Origin of the sequence: Mesorhizobium sp. M0047 (genome assembly GCF_040323315.1) — a bacterium.
GTDB lineage: Bacteria > Pseudomonadota > Alphaproteobacteria > Rhizobiales > Rhizobiaceae > Mesorhizobium.
Genome location: NZ_JAMYUW010000056.1, coordinates 1 through 12,194, shown reverse-complemented (window position 1 = coordinate 12,194; position 12,194 = coordinate 1). Strand labels below are relative to the sequence as shown.

Here is a 12,194-nt window from a genome sequence, read left to right as displayed (position 1 = left end):
CAGACCCTACCGCACCACCAGCACCGGGATTTCGGTGTAGGACAGCACTTCCGCCGTCTGGCTTCCCAGAAGCAGCTTGCCCAGTCCGCGACGCCCGTGCGAGGCCATCACGATCAAGTCGCAGCCTTGAGCCTGCGACAGCTCCAGGATTGCCTCGGCCGGCCTTTTGTCCTCGACATGGACGACCTCCGCGGAGACGCCGGCCGCATTCGCCGATGCCTTGCACTTGTCGAGAACCTTCTTGCCATATTTGCGCGCTTCTTCCTGGTAGGCGGCCAGTTCATCGCCAGCGGCAAAGCCGGCCATGGCGCCGCCCCAGGCGAAGATCGGGAATTGTTCGGAGACGGTGATGAAAGTGACGGCGGCACCAATGCCGCTGGCCAGCGCCAGACCGTGGGCAACGCCCCTGTCGGCCAGTTCCGATCCGTCCGTGGCAATGAGCAGATGTTTGTACATGATGATCTCGACCTATTGTGCAAGGGCCGATGCCCTTGTGGTGGCGGGAGCCTTGGGAGGCTATCCTTGATATAGTCGCGCCATCGGGCTGATCACAGGGCCAACTCGATGCGGATCAGGGCCAGGCTGCACACACGTTTGCGTCAGCAGGATTCCCCTTTGCGGCATCGTCCCCTAAGGTGCGGGCGACATCGAAAGGCATCCAATGAGCAGCGCGTTTCCGCAGATACATCTGGTCCGGCATGGCGAGACGGCGTGGAGCTTTTCGGGGCAGCACACCGGCCGCACCGACATGCCGTTGACGCTGGCCGGCGAGGTCGCGGCGCGGGGTGTCGCGGCACGACTCAAAGGCCTGTCGTTCTCCGCGGTATGGTCGAGCCCTTCGCAGCGCGCCTACAATACCAGCGTGCTGGCCGGCTTCGGTGCCGAAAGCGTCAAGAAGGACGATCTGCAGGAATGGGACTACGGCGCCTATGAGGGGCTGACGACAAGACAGATCCAGGCCGAGCGGCCCGGCTGGACCGTGTTTCGCGATGGTTGCCCGAAGGGCGAGACTGCGGCCGATGTCGGCGCGCGAGCGGACAGGATCATCGCCGAATTGCGCAAGGCCAATGCCGACATATTGGTGTTTTCCAGCGCGCATTTTTTGCGCGTGCTGGGGGCGCGCTGGCTCGGCTTGCCGCCCGAAGATGGTGCGCTGTTCGTGCTCGATACGGCCAGTATCAGCGTGCTCGGCTACGAGCATGATTTGAGCGAGCCGGTCGTGCGCAAGTGGAACCAGAAGTAGGGCGCAAGAGTCCTATCTGTCGAACTTCCTGATCGCCTCGGCGGTCACCGGCGTGAAGAAGTTCACCAGATTGCCGTCCGGGTCGCGGAACAGCATAGACCGGTTGCCCCAGGGCATGGTGGTCGGCTTCTGTACCGTGACGTCCCTTAAGGTGTCCGAGAGCCTGGCGAATTCCGCGTCGACGTCGCCGACGCGGAACTCGAGGATTGCCGTGTGGTTGTCGGCCGGGCGGGCGATGTCGCCGCCGAACAGCATCAAAGTGCGCGTGCTGCCGATCGCCAGCGTGCAGGAAGGTGTTGCGAGTTCGGCGAAGTCTTCCGTGTACATGGTCACCGGCATGCCGGTGATTTCGCCGTAGAAGCGCACGAGGCGCTGGACATCTGACGTGATGATGCGGACAGAGACGAAATTCATCGCATGGCTCCTGGATTGCTGGAGCCGCTGCCGCCCCATGGGCAGATATAGACCAAGTCTCCTGACAGCCCTCCGTCAGGAGAGCGCCGACGCGGTGCGCCGACACCGGCGACACGCCTCACTCAATCCACCAGCAGAGCCAGTTCTTCCGGTGTCAGATGCCGCGCGGTGCCCTTGGCGAGGTCGCCAAGCTGCAGGCGGCCGATGGCGATGCGGATCAGGCGCAGCACTTCGATGCCATGCGCCGCGAGCAGGCGGCGGATGTGGCGGTTGCGGCCTTCGTCGAGCACGATCTCCAGCCAGGCTGTGCGGCCTCCGCTGCGCAAGAGGTGGATCGAGCTGGCGGTCAGGGTCTCGCCGTCGACGATGACGCCCGCGCGGAATTTGTCTAGCATCGTCTCATCCGGCACCGTGCCGATCTGCACATGGTAGGTCTTGGGCAAATGCGAGGCGGGGTCCATCAGCCGGTTGGCAAAGCGGGTGTCGTTGGTCATCAACAGCAGGCCTTCGCTCGCCTTGTCGAGGCGGCCGACCGGCGAGACGAAGGGCAAATCGAGCCCCTCGAGGCAGGCATAGACGGTGTCGCGCTGTTGCGGGTCGTCGCGGGTGGTGACCAGCCCGCGCGGCTTGTTGAGCATGACATAGACCTTGCGCTCGGCAACGACCTGATCACCGTCAACGACGATGCGGTCGCGGTTGAGGTCGACGCGCAGCGCTGCATCACGCACCACCTTGCCGCCGACGCGCACGCGGCCTTCCGCGATCAGCACCTCGGCCTGCGTACGCGAGCACAGGCCAAGCTTCGACAGCGCCCGGTTCAGGCTGACGCCGGGCGCCGCCTGCCTGCCGCTTTGTCGTGTCTGCCGTGGTGTCATGGTGCCATTTGGTTGGTGAAGCCGACAGATGCCATGGGCCGCGATGGCTTCGCAAGCCGTGTTGCTGCCTTGTATGCAGGGCATGGGGCAATGGCGGCATCCGCGCCGTCCGCCGTCGCCGCAGATATCAGCCTTGGTCCAACCCTTGCCTTGAGGGATGCCGAGCGAGGGCGCGGATACGGTCGGCGACCGTACTGTCGATCGGGTTGTAGACGATCATGCTCAAGTCCGGGCGTCCATCGACCGAGAATGCCGAGTATTCCAGCTCGATGTCGCCGAGCTGCGGGTGCTTCAGGCGCTTTGTCCCGTCACCGTGGCTGAGCACGTCGTTTTCCTGCCACAAGGCGGCAAACTCGGGGCTGACGCTGCAAAGTTCGTCGACCAGTTGGGCGACCTCGGACACCGCGCCGGCGCGTGCCGCATCGGCCCGGAACGCTCCCACCACGAACCGGGCGAGGCTTTCCCAATCGTGCTGCTTGGCGCGGATGACAGGGCTGCGGAACATGAAGCGCAGGATATTGCGCTGGCCGGCGGGCAGGGCGCTGTAGTCGGTCAGCACGATTTGCGCGGCGCGGTTCCAGGCAACGACGTCCCAGGTGGCGGTCTTGATCAGGGCTGGGCTGGCATCGAGTGTGTCGAGCAGTCGCTGGAGCCGCGGATTGACCCCCTCGACGCCCTTGTAGCGAACTTCGGGCGGTCGACCCAGCCCGAGCATGAAAAGATGTTCGCGCTCCGGCTCGGTCAGCATCAGCCCCTTGGCGATGCGGTTCAGCACGTCAGCCGAGGGCGCGCCGCCGCGGCCCTGTTCCAGCCAGGTGTACCAGGTCGGGCTTATGTTGGCGCGCTGGGCGACTTCTTCGCGGCGCAATCCCGGAGTCCGCCTGCGCCCCGAGAAGCCGAAGGAAGCCGGATCGAGGCGGGTGCGCCGGTCCTTGAGGAACGCTGCCAGTGAGCCGGCCGAATTGATGGGCATCCTGTTAGTCATTATACCATGATAAGATCACTACTTTAATGGAATAATAGACCAGCAATATTACGCAGGCAACTGTGCAGGAGATTTTGCATGCGTATCTTTCTCACCGGCGCGACCGGTTTCATTGGTTCGGCGCTGGTTACCGAACTGATCAAGGCGGGCCACCAGGTGGTCGGCGTCACCCGCTCCGACGCCGGCGCCGAGGCGCTTGCCGCCGTTGGCGCCGAAGTACATCGGGGAACGCTTGAAGAGCCCGACGGCCTGCGCGATGGCGCGGCCAAGGCGGAAGCCGTGATCCACACTGCGTTCGACCATGACTTCTCTCGATTTGTCGAGAATTGCGAAAAGGACAAGCGTGTCATCGCGGCCCTCGGCCAGGCATTGGCGGGGTCCGACCGGCCGCTGGTGATCACCTCCGGCGTTGGCGCGGGCAGCCCCGGCCATGGCCAACCGGCAGTCGAGGACATCTTCAACCCCAGCCATCCCAATCCGCGCATTGCCTCGGAACTCGCCGGCAATGCGTTGCTGGAGGCCGGCATCAACCTGTCGGTGGTGCGCCTGCCGCAGGTTCACAATCCGGTCAAGCAGGGGCTCATCACGCTTTTCATCGAAATCGCGCGCCAGAAAGGCGTCTCGGCCTATATCGGCGAGGGCCGCAACCGCTTCTCCGCGGGCCATCTCCTCGACGCGGCGCGCCTTTACCGGCTCGCCGTGGAAAAGCGGCAGCCGGGCGCGCGCTATCACGCGGTCGGCGAAGAGGGTGTCGAAGCGCGCGCAATCGCCGAGGCGCTTGGCCGGAGTTTGAAATTGCCGGTCGTTTCGCTACCGCCGGAAAGGGCGGAGGAGCATTTCGGCAGGATGGCGATGTTCGCGCCGATGGATCTGCCGGCCTCCAGCGCGCTGACCCAGGCACGGCTGGGCTGGCATCCGACCGGCCCGACGCTGATCGCCGATCTTGATGCCATGCAATACGCCGACTGACGGCTGAAGCCTCGGCGCCAGAGTGGACGAGATAGGGCCGGTAATCTCAGTCAGATTACCGGCCATTTTGTACGAGAGCGCATCCATTCAGGGCGCGACGGCGTAGCGCAGATGAACGAGCCCATGCGCGAGCGCTTCGCAGCTCGTCAGGGACAACTGCATCTTGCCCGCCAGGCCGCTCTCGCCGAACTCGACGAAACCCTGGTTTGCCGCCCGCCCGTCGAGCGCCGGCGCGACGAGAAGGCTCAGCTCATCGACGAGCCCTGCCGCGAGGAAAGAACCGTTGATGCCGGCGCCGCCCTCGAGCAGTAGCCTGCGTATGCCGAATTCGCGGCCGAGTACCTCGACCATCGACGCGAGATCGATGTCGGCGGTTTCCGCGACGATATAGGACACGCCGTCGGCGGCAAGTTCGGCGAGATGGCTGTCGGCAACGTCACGCCCAAGCAGCACCACGACATGATCGCCGCCGATGTCGGGTTTGGAAAAGTGAAGCCTGCCCGAGGGATCGAGCGCCACGGCATAAATGCCCGCACCGGCCTGCGCGAAATGATAGGGCCGGTCGACCTTGCCGGCATTGGCCGGCGGATGCGCGACGGCTTTGCTCATCTCGGCCATGGTGACGCGGCCGACGATCCAGGCATCGCCCGCGAGGTCATTGTGGATATGCTCATAGAGGCTGGACCATTCGGCCAGGGTGCCGTCGGGGCTCTTGGTGTAGCGGCTCGGGTGGAGGCCGCCGTCAAGGGATGCCAGCATATGGCAGATGATTTGCGGCTTCATGCAATTCTCCAAATCGTGGGCTTCGAAAATTCAGGTCTTGTTGTCGTGCATATCGTTCTCCCAAAACCGGTGCCACTTTTGACGATCTGCATTGTCCCAAAGTAGTGCCGGACCAAGGGAATGGAAGTCAGGCGCCCCGACCACGCGAGACGGCCGCACGTGTCGGAGCAGCGCTTTCGCTTCCTGGCCCAGAAAAAGAACGGACTGCAAGGCCCGGCCGACCCGAGCCGATCGCCAAAGGGCAGGAAGCCGCAATCCAAAAATCCGACAATTCCGATAAGTTGCGCGGTAGCTCCGTTATATCGATGTTGCACAAATGGTTGACCCCGGGCTAGCATCCCCGCGCAGGCGTCGATGGGAGGCTCTTTTTTACAGCGGCGGCCGGCTGGAGCGGCATGCGTTTTCGGGCGCAGGGAGGATGCTCCAACACTTTGAACCGACGCATGATACTTCCTGAAACCGATCCCGGTTTCTCGGGGTCGTGCGTCCTTGTGGAGGAGGATCTCATGAACAGACGCGAATTCCTGCTGTCGTCCGCGGCCTTTGGCGCCATGATGCTTGCCGCACCCTCGGCCTTTGCGCAGAACAAGCTCACCATCCTGGGCTCCGTGCCCAATCTCGGCTTTCCGTTCTTCGTGCACATGCTGAACGAGATCAAGGCGGAAGCCGCCGCGCAGGGCGTCAATCTGACCGAAAGCGACGGCCAGAACTCGGCCACCAAACAGACCGCCGACATCGAGGCGGCCCTGGTGCAGAAGGTCAACGCCATCGTCATCTCGCCGCTCGACGTCAACGCGCTGGCGCCGGCCATCGAGGAAGCGGTCAAGGCCGGCGTTCCCGTGGTGACGATCGACCGCCGCGTCGACGGCGTCGAGGGTATTCTGGCCCATGTCGGCGCCGACAACGTCAAGGGCGGCGAGGCCGAAGCCCAGGCGATGGTTGCGGCGTTCCCCAACGGCGCCAAGCTCTTCCATCTGCAGGGCCAGCCAGGCGCCGGCCCGGCGATCGACCGCAACAAGGGCGTGCACAATGTGCTCGATCCCCTGAAGGACAAGTACCAGATCGTCTTCGAGCAGACCGCCAACTTCGCCCGCGCCGAGGCGCTGTCGGTGACCGAGGCCGGCCTTGCCGCCAACGGCAAGCCGGACGCCATCGTCTGCGCCAATGACGACATGGCGCTCGGCGCCATGGAAGCCTGCGCGGCGCGCAACTTCACCGACGTCAAGATCTACGGCTTCGACGCGCTTCCCGAAGCGCTGGTCGCGGTGCGCGACGGCAAGCTTGCCGGCACCGTCGAGCAGTTCCCCGGCGAGCAGTCGCGCACGGCGGTCCGCATCGCGGTGGCGTTTGCCAAGGACAAGACCGAGCCGAAGGAGAAGCTGGTGCTGCTGACGCCGATCGTGATCGGCAAGGACAATCTCGACAAGGCGGAGCGGATCGGCGAGACGAAGTAGGGGTGATTGGAAGCCGGCGGGACAGCACCCCCTCTGTCCTGCCGGACATCTCCCCCCGCAAGGGGGGAGATCGGCAGTGTCATTGGCGGCGCTTTTTCCTGCTAAGTTGGAGATTGGCGAAAGCAGAACGGGCAGCCAATCTCCCCCCTTGCGGGGGAGATGTCCGGCAGGACAGAGGGGGGTGCTCAAGCGCTGATGGAGCCGTGATGAACTGCATCGAGGAAGCAACCATTGTCGCCTGCTGAAGCCGCATCGCCCGAACCTATCCTGCTTGCCGTCGAGGGCATTACCAAGCATTTCTCCGGCGTCACCGCGCTCAGCGATGTCTCGCTCGACATCCGCCCTGGCGAAATCCTCGGCCTGCTTGGCGAAAACGGCGCCGGCAAGTCGACACTGCTGAAAATCCTGTCGGGCGTCATGCCGCCGTCGGGCGGCCGCATCATTTTCGACGGCGCCGACTATCAGCCATCGAGCCCCCAGGATGCCAAGCGGCTCGGCATCGTCACCATCTATCAGGAGCTCAGCCTGATCCCGACGCTGACTGTGGCGGAGAATATTTTTATCGGCCGCGCGCCAGTTGGTCCGCTCGGGCTGGTCAGCTGGCGGCGCATGGAGCAGGACTCCCGTGACATCATCGCCCGCGTCGGCCTCTCCATCGATCCGACGACGCCGGTGTCGGCTCTGTCGGTGGCCGAACAGCAGCTGGTCGAGATAGCGCGCGCGCTGTCGCTGAAAAGCCGGCTGATCATCATGGACGAACCGACCTCGGCGCTGACCGAGACCGAGGTGCAGCGGCTGCTGTCGATCATGGACCGGCTGCGCAAGGACAACGTCGCCATCATGTTCGTAACCCACCGGCTGGAGGAGGCGTCGGCCATCTGCGACCGCATGACGGTGCTGCGCGACGGCAGGCTGGCCGGGCATCTCGACCGCGAAGGCGGACCGATCGCGCTGCCCAGGATCATCGAGAAGATGGTCGGCCGGGCGGCGTCGGAACTTTATGCGCGGCCGGCGCAGCGCGCGGTTGCCGGCGATGTCGTGCTGTCGGTGCGCGGACTGCGCACCGTGCGCGATCCCGAGGCGCCGCACGCCATCGTGCTCGACGGCGTCGACATCGATCTCAAGGCCGGCGAGATCCTCGGCGTCGCCGGTCTCGTCGGCTCGGGCCGCACCGAACTGGCGCGCGCCATTTTCGGCGCCGACCGCATCGCGGCCGGCACCATCACACTCGATGGCAAGCAAATCACCCCGGCGTCACCGGCCGATGCGATTGCGCTCGGCATCGGACTGGTGCCGGAGGACCGCAAGCACCAGGCGATCTTTGCCGCACTGGGCATCCTGCCGAATTTCTCCGTCGCATCGCTGGGCAGCTTCAGCAACGGCTTCGGCTTCATGGCAGAGCGGCGCGAGCGCGATGCGCTTGCCGGCTTCAGGAAGATGCTGTCGATCCGCATGGCCTCGCCCGAGCAGGCGATTGAGGGCCTATCAGGCGGCAATCAGCAGAAGGTGGTCCTGGCGCGCTGGCTGGCGCGCGATCCGAAGGTGCTGATCGTCGACGAACCGACGCGCGGCGTCGACGTCGGCGCCAAGACGGAAGTGCACCAGATCCTGGTGCAGCTTGCGGCGCGCGGCATCGCGGTGATGATGATCTCGTCCGAATTGCCCGAGGTGCTGGCCGTGTCGGACCGCATCGTCACCATGCGCCGGGGACGCATCACCGGCGAGATGCCGGGCGTCGAGGCAAACGAGGAAAGACTGATGGAACTGATGGCTCTCGATCGAAAGGAGACACCATGAGCGTGGCGGAGGAACAGCGCGGCGGCATCAATTTCGCGCGCCTGCTGATGAGCTTCGGGCCGCTGCTGTTCCTGTTGGCGCTGATCGTGGTCTTCACAATGCTGAAGCCGAGCTTCATGGACCCGATCAACCTGTTCAACATCACGCGGCAGATCTCGATCACCGGGTTGATCGCGCTCGGCATGACCTTCGTCATCCTCACCGCCGGCATCGACCTGTCGGTCGGCTCGCTGCTCGCCTTCTGCGGCATGGTCGCCGCCGTGGTCGCCAAGGGCGGCACCGCCAACACGCTGTCGCTGTCGACCTCCGGCACGCAAGGTTTTGGGTGGTTCGCGGCTCTGCTCGCCGCCGTAATTGTGGGGGCGGCGGCCGGTGGTGTGCAGGGGCTTGTCATCACCCGGCTGAAAGTGCCGCCCTTCGTCGTCACGCTGGGCGGGCTGACGGTGTTTCGCGGGCTGACGCTGACCATCTCCAACGGCGGCCCGATATCGGGCTTCGACGCCTCGATGCGCTGGTTCGGCACCGGGCTGATCGGCCCCGTGCCGGTGCCGGCGCTCATCTTCGCTGCGGCCGCAATCCTGTGCCACATAGTGCTGCGCTACACGCGCTATGGCCGCGCCGTCTATGCCGTCGGCGGCAATGCCGAGGCGGCAAGGCTGTCCGGCCTGCGCGTCGACCGCATCCTGGTCTCGGTCTATGTCATCGTCGGCTTCTTCGCCGGGCTCGCCGCCTTCGTGCTGTCGGCGCGGTTGAATTCATCGGAGGCGGTAGCCGGCATCGGGTACGAGTTGACGGTCATCTCGGCCGTCGTCATCGGCGGCACCTCGCTGTTCGGCGGCATCGGCTCGGTCGGCGGCACGGTGGTCGGCGCGGCCCTGATCGGCGTGCTGCAGAACGGGCTGCAGTTCAACAACGTGTCATCTTACACGCAAAGCATCGTCATCGGCCTGATCCTGATCTTGGCGGTGGCGTTCGACCGGTGGCTGAAGTCGCGGGTGCGACGGTAAGGGCAACGAGGAGCGCTTAGCGCCCGTCCACCCCCTCTGTCCTGCCGGACATCTCCTCTCGCTATGCGAACCGCTTCTCAGCCTCGCACGCCCACAGAAGACGGCCGTAACGGCGGAAGTAGCGCGCCACCAGGCGCTGCTGTTTGGCTCTGATGAGGTCAGGCAGGCGCCGCTCCTGGCGCCAGCGCGGCAGGTTGCGCCAGCAGGCGATGAGGCGAACGGCATCGGCGATGGCTTCTTCAGCCGACAGTGCCGGGCCGAGCGCGGCCAGGAACAAGGTTTCCGAGTGTTTCAACTCGTCAATGACGGCCTTGCGCCTGATGTGATCCTGGCGAGCGTGGGCGATGCCGCTGCGGCGGATCGCCTCGAAAGCTTCGAGCAGAGCTGGGCTGTCGCCGGCATAACCGCAGGCGCGGGCGAAATCGGCGGCCCTCCCAGGCCTAATGTGGCGGTGGGTTCGTGTCCCGACTCACATTTGCAAGATACATAAGCATAACTCAAAAAATTATAGAAGAAAAACTTTTATGGCTGTTCGAAAACTGCGACTCGACTCCCGGCGTAAAACACAGGAATATGCGAACAAATCAGGAACAAAGGGTGAGGAGGGGCGATGGCATTGCCTGGCAGGGAACCAGTGATCGCGCATGTCGCCTCGATCTCGGTCGAGTGCGCCGATTGCGGCCGCAACAGATGGTGGCGGCCCGATCAGTTGAAGCGGTTCGGGGTGACAGGGAATACGCCGCTGTCCGCATTGTCGGGCCGCATCGTCTGCTCGGCCTGCCGTGCCGACGGGCTGCCGGGGGCAACCGTCACGATCCAAGCGGCGTTCATCGACGAGCGCCAGCGGGTGCGTAGCGAAGCGCGGATGCTGAATGAGCGCGAGGTGCCGCTGGAGGGGTCGAGACGGGCATGATGAGGTGGCCGTCAGAAGACGTCGTCGTCGGAGAGGATGACCTCTCGCCCGCCGTGAAAGATTCGAACGATCGTCACGGTCTTGTCTTTGATGGTGAATGCGATCGTCGCCCGCCTGCGATAGCCCACGGTGCGGAGGCCTGGCCTGACATCATCATGGCGCGTCCCGCGTTCGGGAAAGTATCAAAGTCCGAACAGTAACCGATGAGGCGATCGACATAGGCTCGCGCAATTCGTTCGCCAGCTTGTGGAACCAGATAGATCAGCAAATCCAGCAGGTCTTTTTTGCGGCCTCACTGAAGACGACCCTGTGCGTCATGCTTGGCGTGAACGCTTGCCCGCCAGTGCATCAATGCGGTTGTGAAGTCGCTTGCGTACTTCCTCGAGAGGTGAGACGAGCGAAGGATCCTTCTGAAGCGCATCCATTGTTGGCGCAACCTCTTCCCGCAGCCAGCGATCGACCGCTGCGTCGCGTGCGGCAAGAGTTCTCAAGCCATCGCGGATGACTTCGCTTTCGGTGGCGTACTCGCCGGATGAAACCTTGTCCTTCACCATCTGCGCCATCTCAAGCGGCAAGGTAATGGTCAGTGGCTGGGTGGTGCGCATTGTCATTGCCCTGGGCAAGTGGGATGTGTATGACTTAATCATACGCTGTTGCGCAAGCCGCGACCAGTGGAATGATGGCACTTGGGCGCGATGAATCCTCAATACCCCAGCAATTCCTTCAGCGGAATCACGCGCCAGACGTGTTTTATGGCGTAGCGGTCGAAGGTTAGCGTCTTCGGCGGATTGTATTGCTCGACGACCAACTCGGCTGCGGTGCGCTTGACAAGCTTCTTGATGAAGGCCTTGCCGTTGCGTTCGTTTTCTTCTGGAAACGTCTCGATCACGACATGGTCGCCCGGCACGGCGTCGCGGCCGCCGCAATAGATCAGGTCGCCGGGCTCGTAGCGCGGCACCATGGAATCGCTCAGCACGTGCAGCGCGAACACTTTTGGCACGTTGCGGACGCCCGGCGGGCGCTGGACATAGCCCGCCGGCTCGCCGTTGAAGGTGAAATCGCCATCGTCGCCGCCAACGGCCGCGCCCAGCACCTCGATATCCATCGACCCGGCGGGCAGGGGGGCGGCATCGGTGACGATCTCGGCGTCGGCGACCGGACCGGCATCGTCGAGGAAGACGACCTGCCCTTGGCCCAGTGCCACCGGGTCTACGCGCAGGAAGGCGGCGGTCTTCAAGAGGTTCTCGGTCTTGGGCAGGTTGCGGCCGGTTTCCCAGTTGCCGACGGCGGCGACATCGGTGTCGTTGTGCTCGGCGATGTGGCGCATGACCAGGCCGCGCTGCTTGCGCGCCTTGCGGATAGCCGCCCCGACCTTGATCGACAATTCCGTTTTAGCCATGACACCCATGTGAGCAATGAAAGCGGCTCTCGTCTATGAAAGAATGGCTTGCATTGTGTTTTGAGTTATGCTTATATCTGGTCATGCAAAACCTGTCCAGCTTTCATGGCGCCGAGGCGCCTGCCTCACATGAAGCGCATCCGGCGACTGTCGCCGGCACCCTTCCGCCCCGGCCGTCCTCCTCCCCGGCCGGGGCGAAGCCCGAGGTCCGGTGCTCCAAGGCACCAGCCCCGGTCCGGTCGGCCCGTCAACGGCGACCGGAACGGCCCCCGCCCCCCCGGGCCCGCGGAGCGGGCCCCCAAAAAACCGGCCAGTGCCCCGCCCCCAGGACTAAGGGGCGAAGAGGCGCGGACGC

General features: G+C 64.3%; 14 protein-coding genes. 6 read left to right on the top strand and 8 right to left on the bottom strand.

Features of this window, described 5'->3' with window-relative positions; genetic code table 11:
• Positions 1-6: 6 nt before the first annotated feature.
• The gene (locus NKJ89_RS32445) at positions 7-456 is read right to left on the bottom strand and encodes a universal stress protein (RefSeq protein WP_023760049.1); all 450 of its coding nucleotides are present in this window, start codon (positions 454-456) and stop codon (positions 7-9) included.
• A gap of 205 nt (positions 457-661) precedes the next feature.
• Between NKJ89_RS32445 and NKJ89_RS32440 the strand changes: the two genes are divergently transcribed.
• Complete coding sequence (locus NKJ89_RS32440) at positions 662-1,243, top strand: histidine phosphatase family protein (protein ID WP_352608556.1); 582 nt, start codon at positions 662-664, stop codon at positions 1,241-1,243.
• Between the two features lie 12 nt (positions 1,244-1,255).
• On the opposite strand, the gene NKJ89_RS32435 is transcribed toward NKJ89_RS32440, so the two are convergent.
• From NKJ89_RS32435 to NKJ89_RS32425, 3 genes are all read right to left on the bottom strand, one after another.
• Entirely contained in the window at positions 1,256-1,657 is a 402-nt protein-coding gene (locus NKJ89_RS32435; protein WP_023760051.1) for a VOC family protein, read from the bottom strand.
• A 122-nt stretch (positions 1,658-1,779) separates the two neighbouring features.
• Positions 1,780-2,532 (bottom strand): pseudouridine synthase, encoded by a 753-nt coding sequence (locus tag NKJ89_RS32430; RefSeq protein ID WP_352608555.1) that lies wholly within the window; start codon positions 2,530-2,532, stop codon positions 1,780-1,782.
• A 127-nt stretch (positions 2,533-2,659) separates the two neighbouring features.
• Complete coding sequence (locus tag NKJ89_RS32425; protein WP_352608554.1) at positions 2,660-3,505, bottom strand: helix-turn-helix transcriptional regulator; 846 nt, start codon at positions 3,503-3,505, stop codon at positions 2,660-2,662.
• A 90-nt stretch (positions 3,506-3,595) separates the two neighbouring features.
• Here NKJ89_RS32425 and NKJ89_RS32420 point away from each other — a divergent pair, with 90 nt between their 5' ends.
• On the top strand, positions 3,596-4,486 hold the full coding sequence (locus tag NKJ89_RS32420; RefSeq protein WP_352608553.1) for an SDR family oxidoreductase: 891 nt from the start codon (positions 3,596-3,598) through the stop codon (positions 4,484-4,486).
• An 87-nt stretch (positions 4,487-4,573) separates the two neighbouring features.
• Here NKJ89_RS32420 and NKJ89_RS32415 read toward each other — a convergent pair whose 3' ends face one another.
• Entirely contained in the window at positions 4,574-5,269 is a 696-nt protein-coding gene (locus tag NKJ89_RS32415) for a RibD family protein (RefSeq protein ID WP_352608552.1), read from the bottom strand.
• Positions 5,270-5,775: 506 nt separating this feature from the next.
• Between NKJ89_RS32415 and NKJ89_RS32410 the strand changes: the two genes are divergently transcribed.
• The 3 genes from NKJ89_RS32410 (at position 5,776) to NKJ89_RS32400 (ending at position 9,527) form a co-directional block, all read left to right on the top strand.
• A complete protein-coding gene (locus NKJ89_RS32410) occupies positions 5,776-6,723 on the top strand; it encodes a substrate-binding domain-containing protein (RefSeq protein WP_023760056.1) in 948 nt (315 codons plus the stop codon).
• Positions 6,724-6,954: 231 nt separating this feature from the next.
• Positions 6,955-8,520, top strand: a complete 1,566-nt coding sequence (locus tag NKJ89_RS32405; RefSeq protein ID WP_352608551.1) for a sugar ABC transporter ATP-binding protein — start codon at positions 6,955-6,957, stop codon at positions 8,518-8,520.
• Entirely contained in the window at positions 8,517-9,527 is a 1,011-nt protein-coding gene (locus NKJ89_RS32400; protein WP_352608550.1) for an ABC transporter permease, read from the top strand. Before NKJ89_RS32405 ends, NKJ89_RS32400 begins: the two co-directional genes overlap by 4 nt.
• A 61-nt stretch (positions 9,528-9,588) precedes the next feature.
• Here NKJ89_RS32400 and NKJ89_RS32395 read toward each other — a convergent pair whose 3' ends face one another.
• Positions 9,589-9,804: a hypothetical protein gene (locus tag NKJ89_RS32395; protein ID WP_352608549.1), complete on the bottom strand. Its 216-nt coding sequence runs from the start codon at positions 9,802-9,804 to the stop codon at positions 9,589-9,591.
• Between the two features lie 333 nt (positions 9,805-10,137).
• On the opposite strand from NKJ89_RS32395, the gene NKJ89_RS32390 reads away from it, so the two are divergent.
• Positions 10,138-10,440 (top strand): hypothetical protein, encoded by a 303-nt coding sequence (locus NKJ89_RS32390; RefSeq protein WP_352608548.1) that lies wholly within the window; start codon positions 10,138-10,140, stop codon positions 10,438-10,440.
• Positions 10,441-10,754: 314 nt separating this feature from the next.
• On the opposite strand, the gene NKJ89_RS32385 is transcribed toward NKJ89_RS32390, so the two are convergent.
• Together NKJ89_RS32385 and NKJ89_RS32380 are read right to left on the bottom strand one after the other, a co-directional pair.
• The gene (locus tag NKJ89_RS32385; RefSeq protein ID WP_023760062.1) at positions 10,755-11,045 is read right to left on the bottom strand and encodes a ribbon-helix-helix domain-containing protein; all 291 of its coding nucleotides are present in this window, start codon (positions 11,043-11,045) and stop codon (positions 10,755-10,757) included.
• A 98-nt stretch (positions 11,046-11,143) separates the two neighbouring features.
• Positions 11,144-11,848 (bottom strand): XRE family transcriptional regulator, encoded by a 705-nt coding sequence (locus tag NKJ89_RS32380; RefSeq protein ID WP_023760063.1) that lies wholly within the window; start codon positions 11,846-11,848, stop codon positions 11,144-11,146.
• Positions 11,849-12,194: the final 346 nt, after the last annotated feature.

Bases quoted from the DNA above. Each gene is read 5' to 3' on its own strand.
- NKJ89_RS32445 (WP_023760049.1), bottom strand. From the start codon at position 456: ATGTACAAACATCTGCTCATTGCCACGGACGGATCGGAACTGGCCGAC.
- NKJ89_RS32440 (WP_352608556.1), top strand. From the start codon at position 662: ATGAGCAGCGCGTTTCCGCAGATACATCTGGTCCGGCATGGCGAGACG.
- NKJ89_RS32435 (WP_023760051.1), bottom strand. From the start codon at position 1,657: ATGAATTTCGTCTCTGTCCGCATCATCACGTCAGATGTCCAGCGCCTC.
- NKJ89_RS32430 (WP_352608555.1), bottom strand. From the start codon at position 2,532: ATGACACCACGGCAGACACGACAAAGCGGCAGGCAGGCGGCGCCCGGC.
- NKJ89_RS32425 (WP_352608554.1), bottom strand. From the start codon at position 3,505: ATGCCCATCAATTCGGCCGGCTCACTGGCAGCGTTCCTCAAGGACCGG.
- NKJ89_RS32420 (WP_352608553.1), top strand. From the start codon at position 3,596: ATGCGTATCTTTCTCACCGGCGCGACCGGTTTCATTGGTTCGGCGCTG.
- NKJ89_RS32415 (WP_352608552.1), bottom strand. From the start codon at position 5,269: ATGAAGCCGCAAATCATCTGCCATATGCTGGCATCCCTTGACGGCGGC.
- NKJ89_RS32410 (WP_023760056.1), top strand. From the start codon at position 5,776: ATGAACAGACGCGAATTCCTGCTGTCGTCCGCGGCCTTTGGCGCCATG.
- NKJ89_RS32400 (WP_352608550.1), top strand. From the start codon at position 8,517: ATGAGCGTGGCGGAGGAACAGCGCGGCGGCATCAATTTCGCGCGCCTG.
- NKJ89_RS32390 (WP_352608548.1), top strand. From the start codon at position 10,138: ATGGCATTGCCTGGCAGGGAACCAGTGATCGCGCATGTCGCCTCGATC.
- NKJ89_RS32385 (WP_023760062.1), bottom strand. From the start codon at position 11,045: ATGCGCACCACCCAGCCACTGACCATTACCTTGCCGCTTGAGATGGCG.
- NKJ89_RS32380 (WP_023760063.1), bottom strand. From the start codon at position 11,848: ATGGGTGTCATGGCTAAAACGGAATTGTCGATCAAGGTCGGGGCGGCT.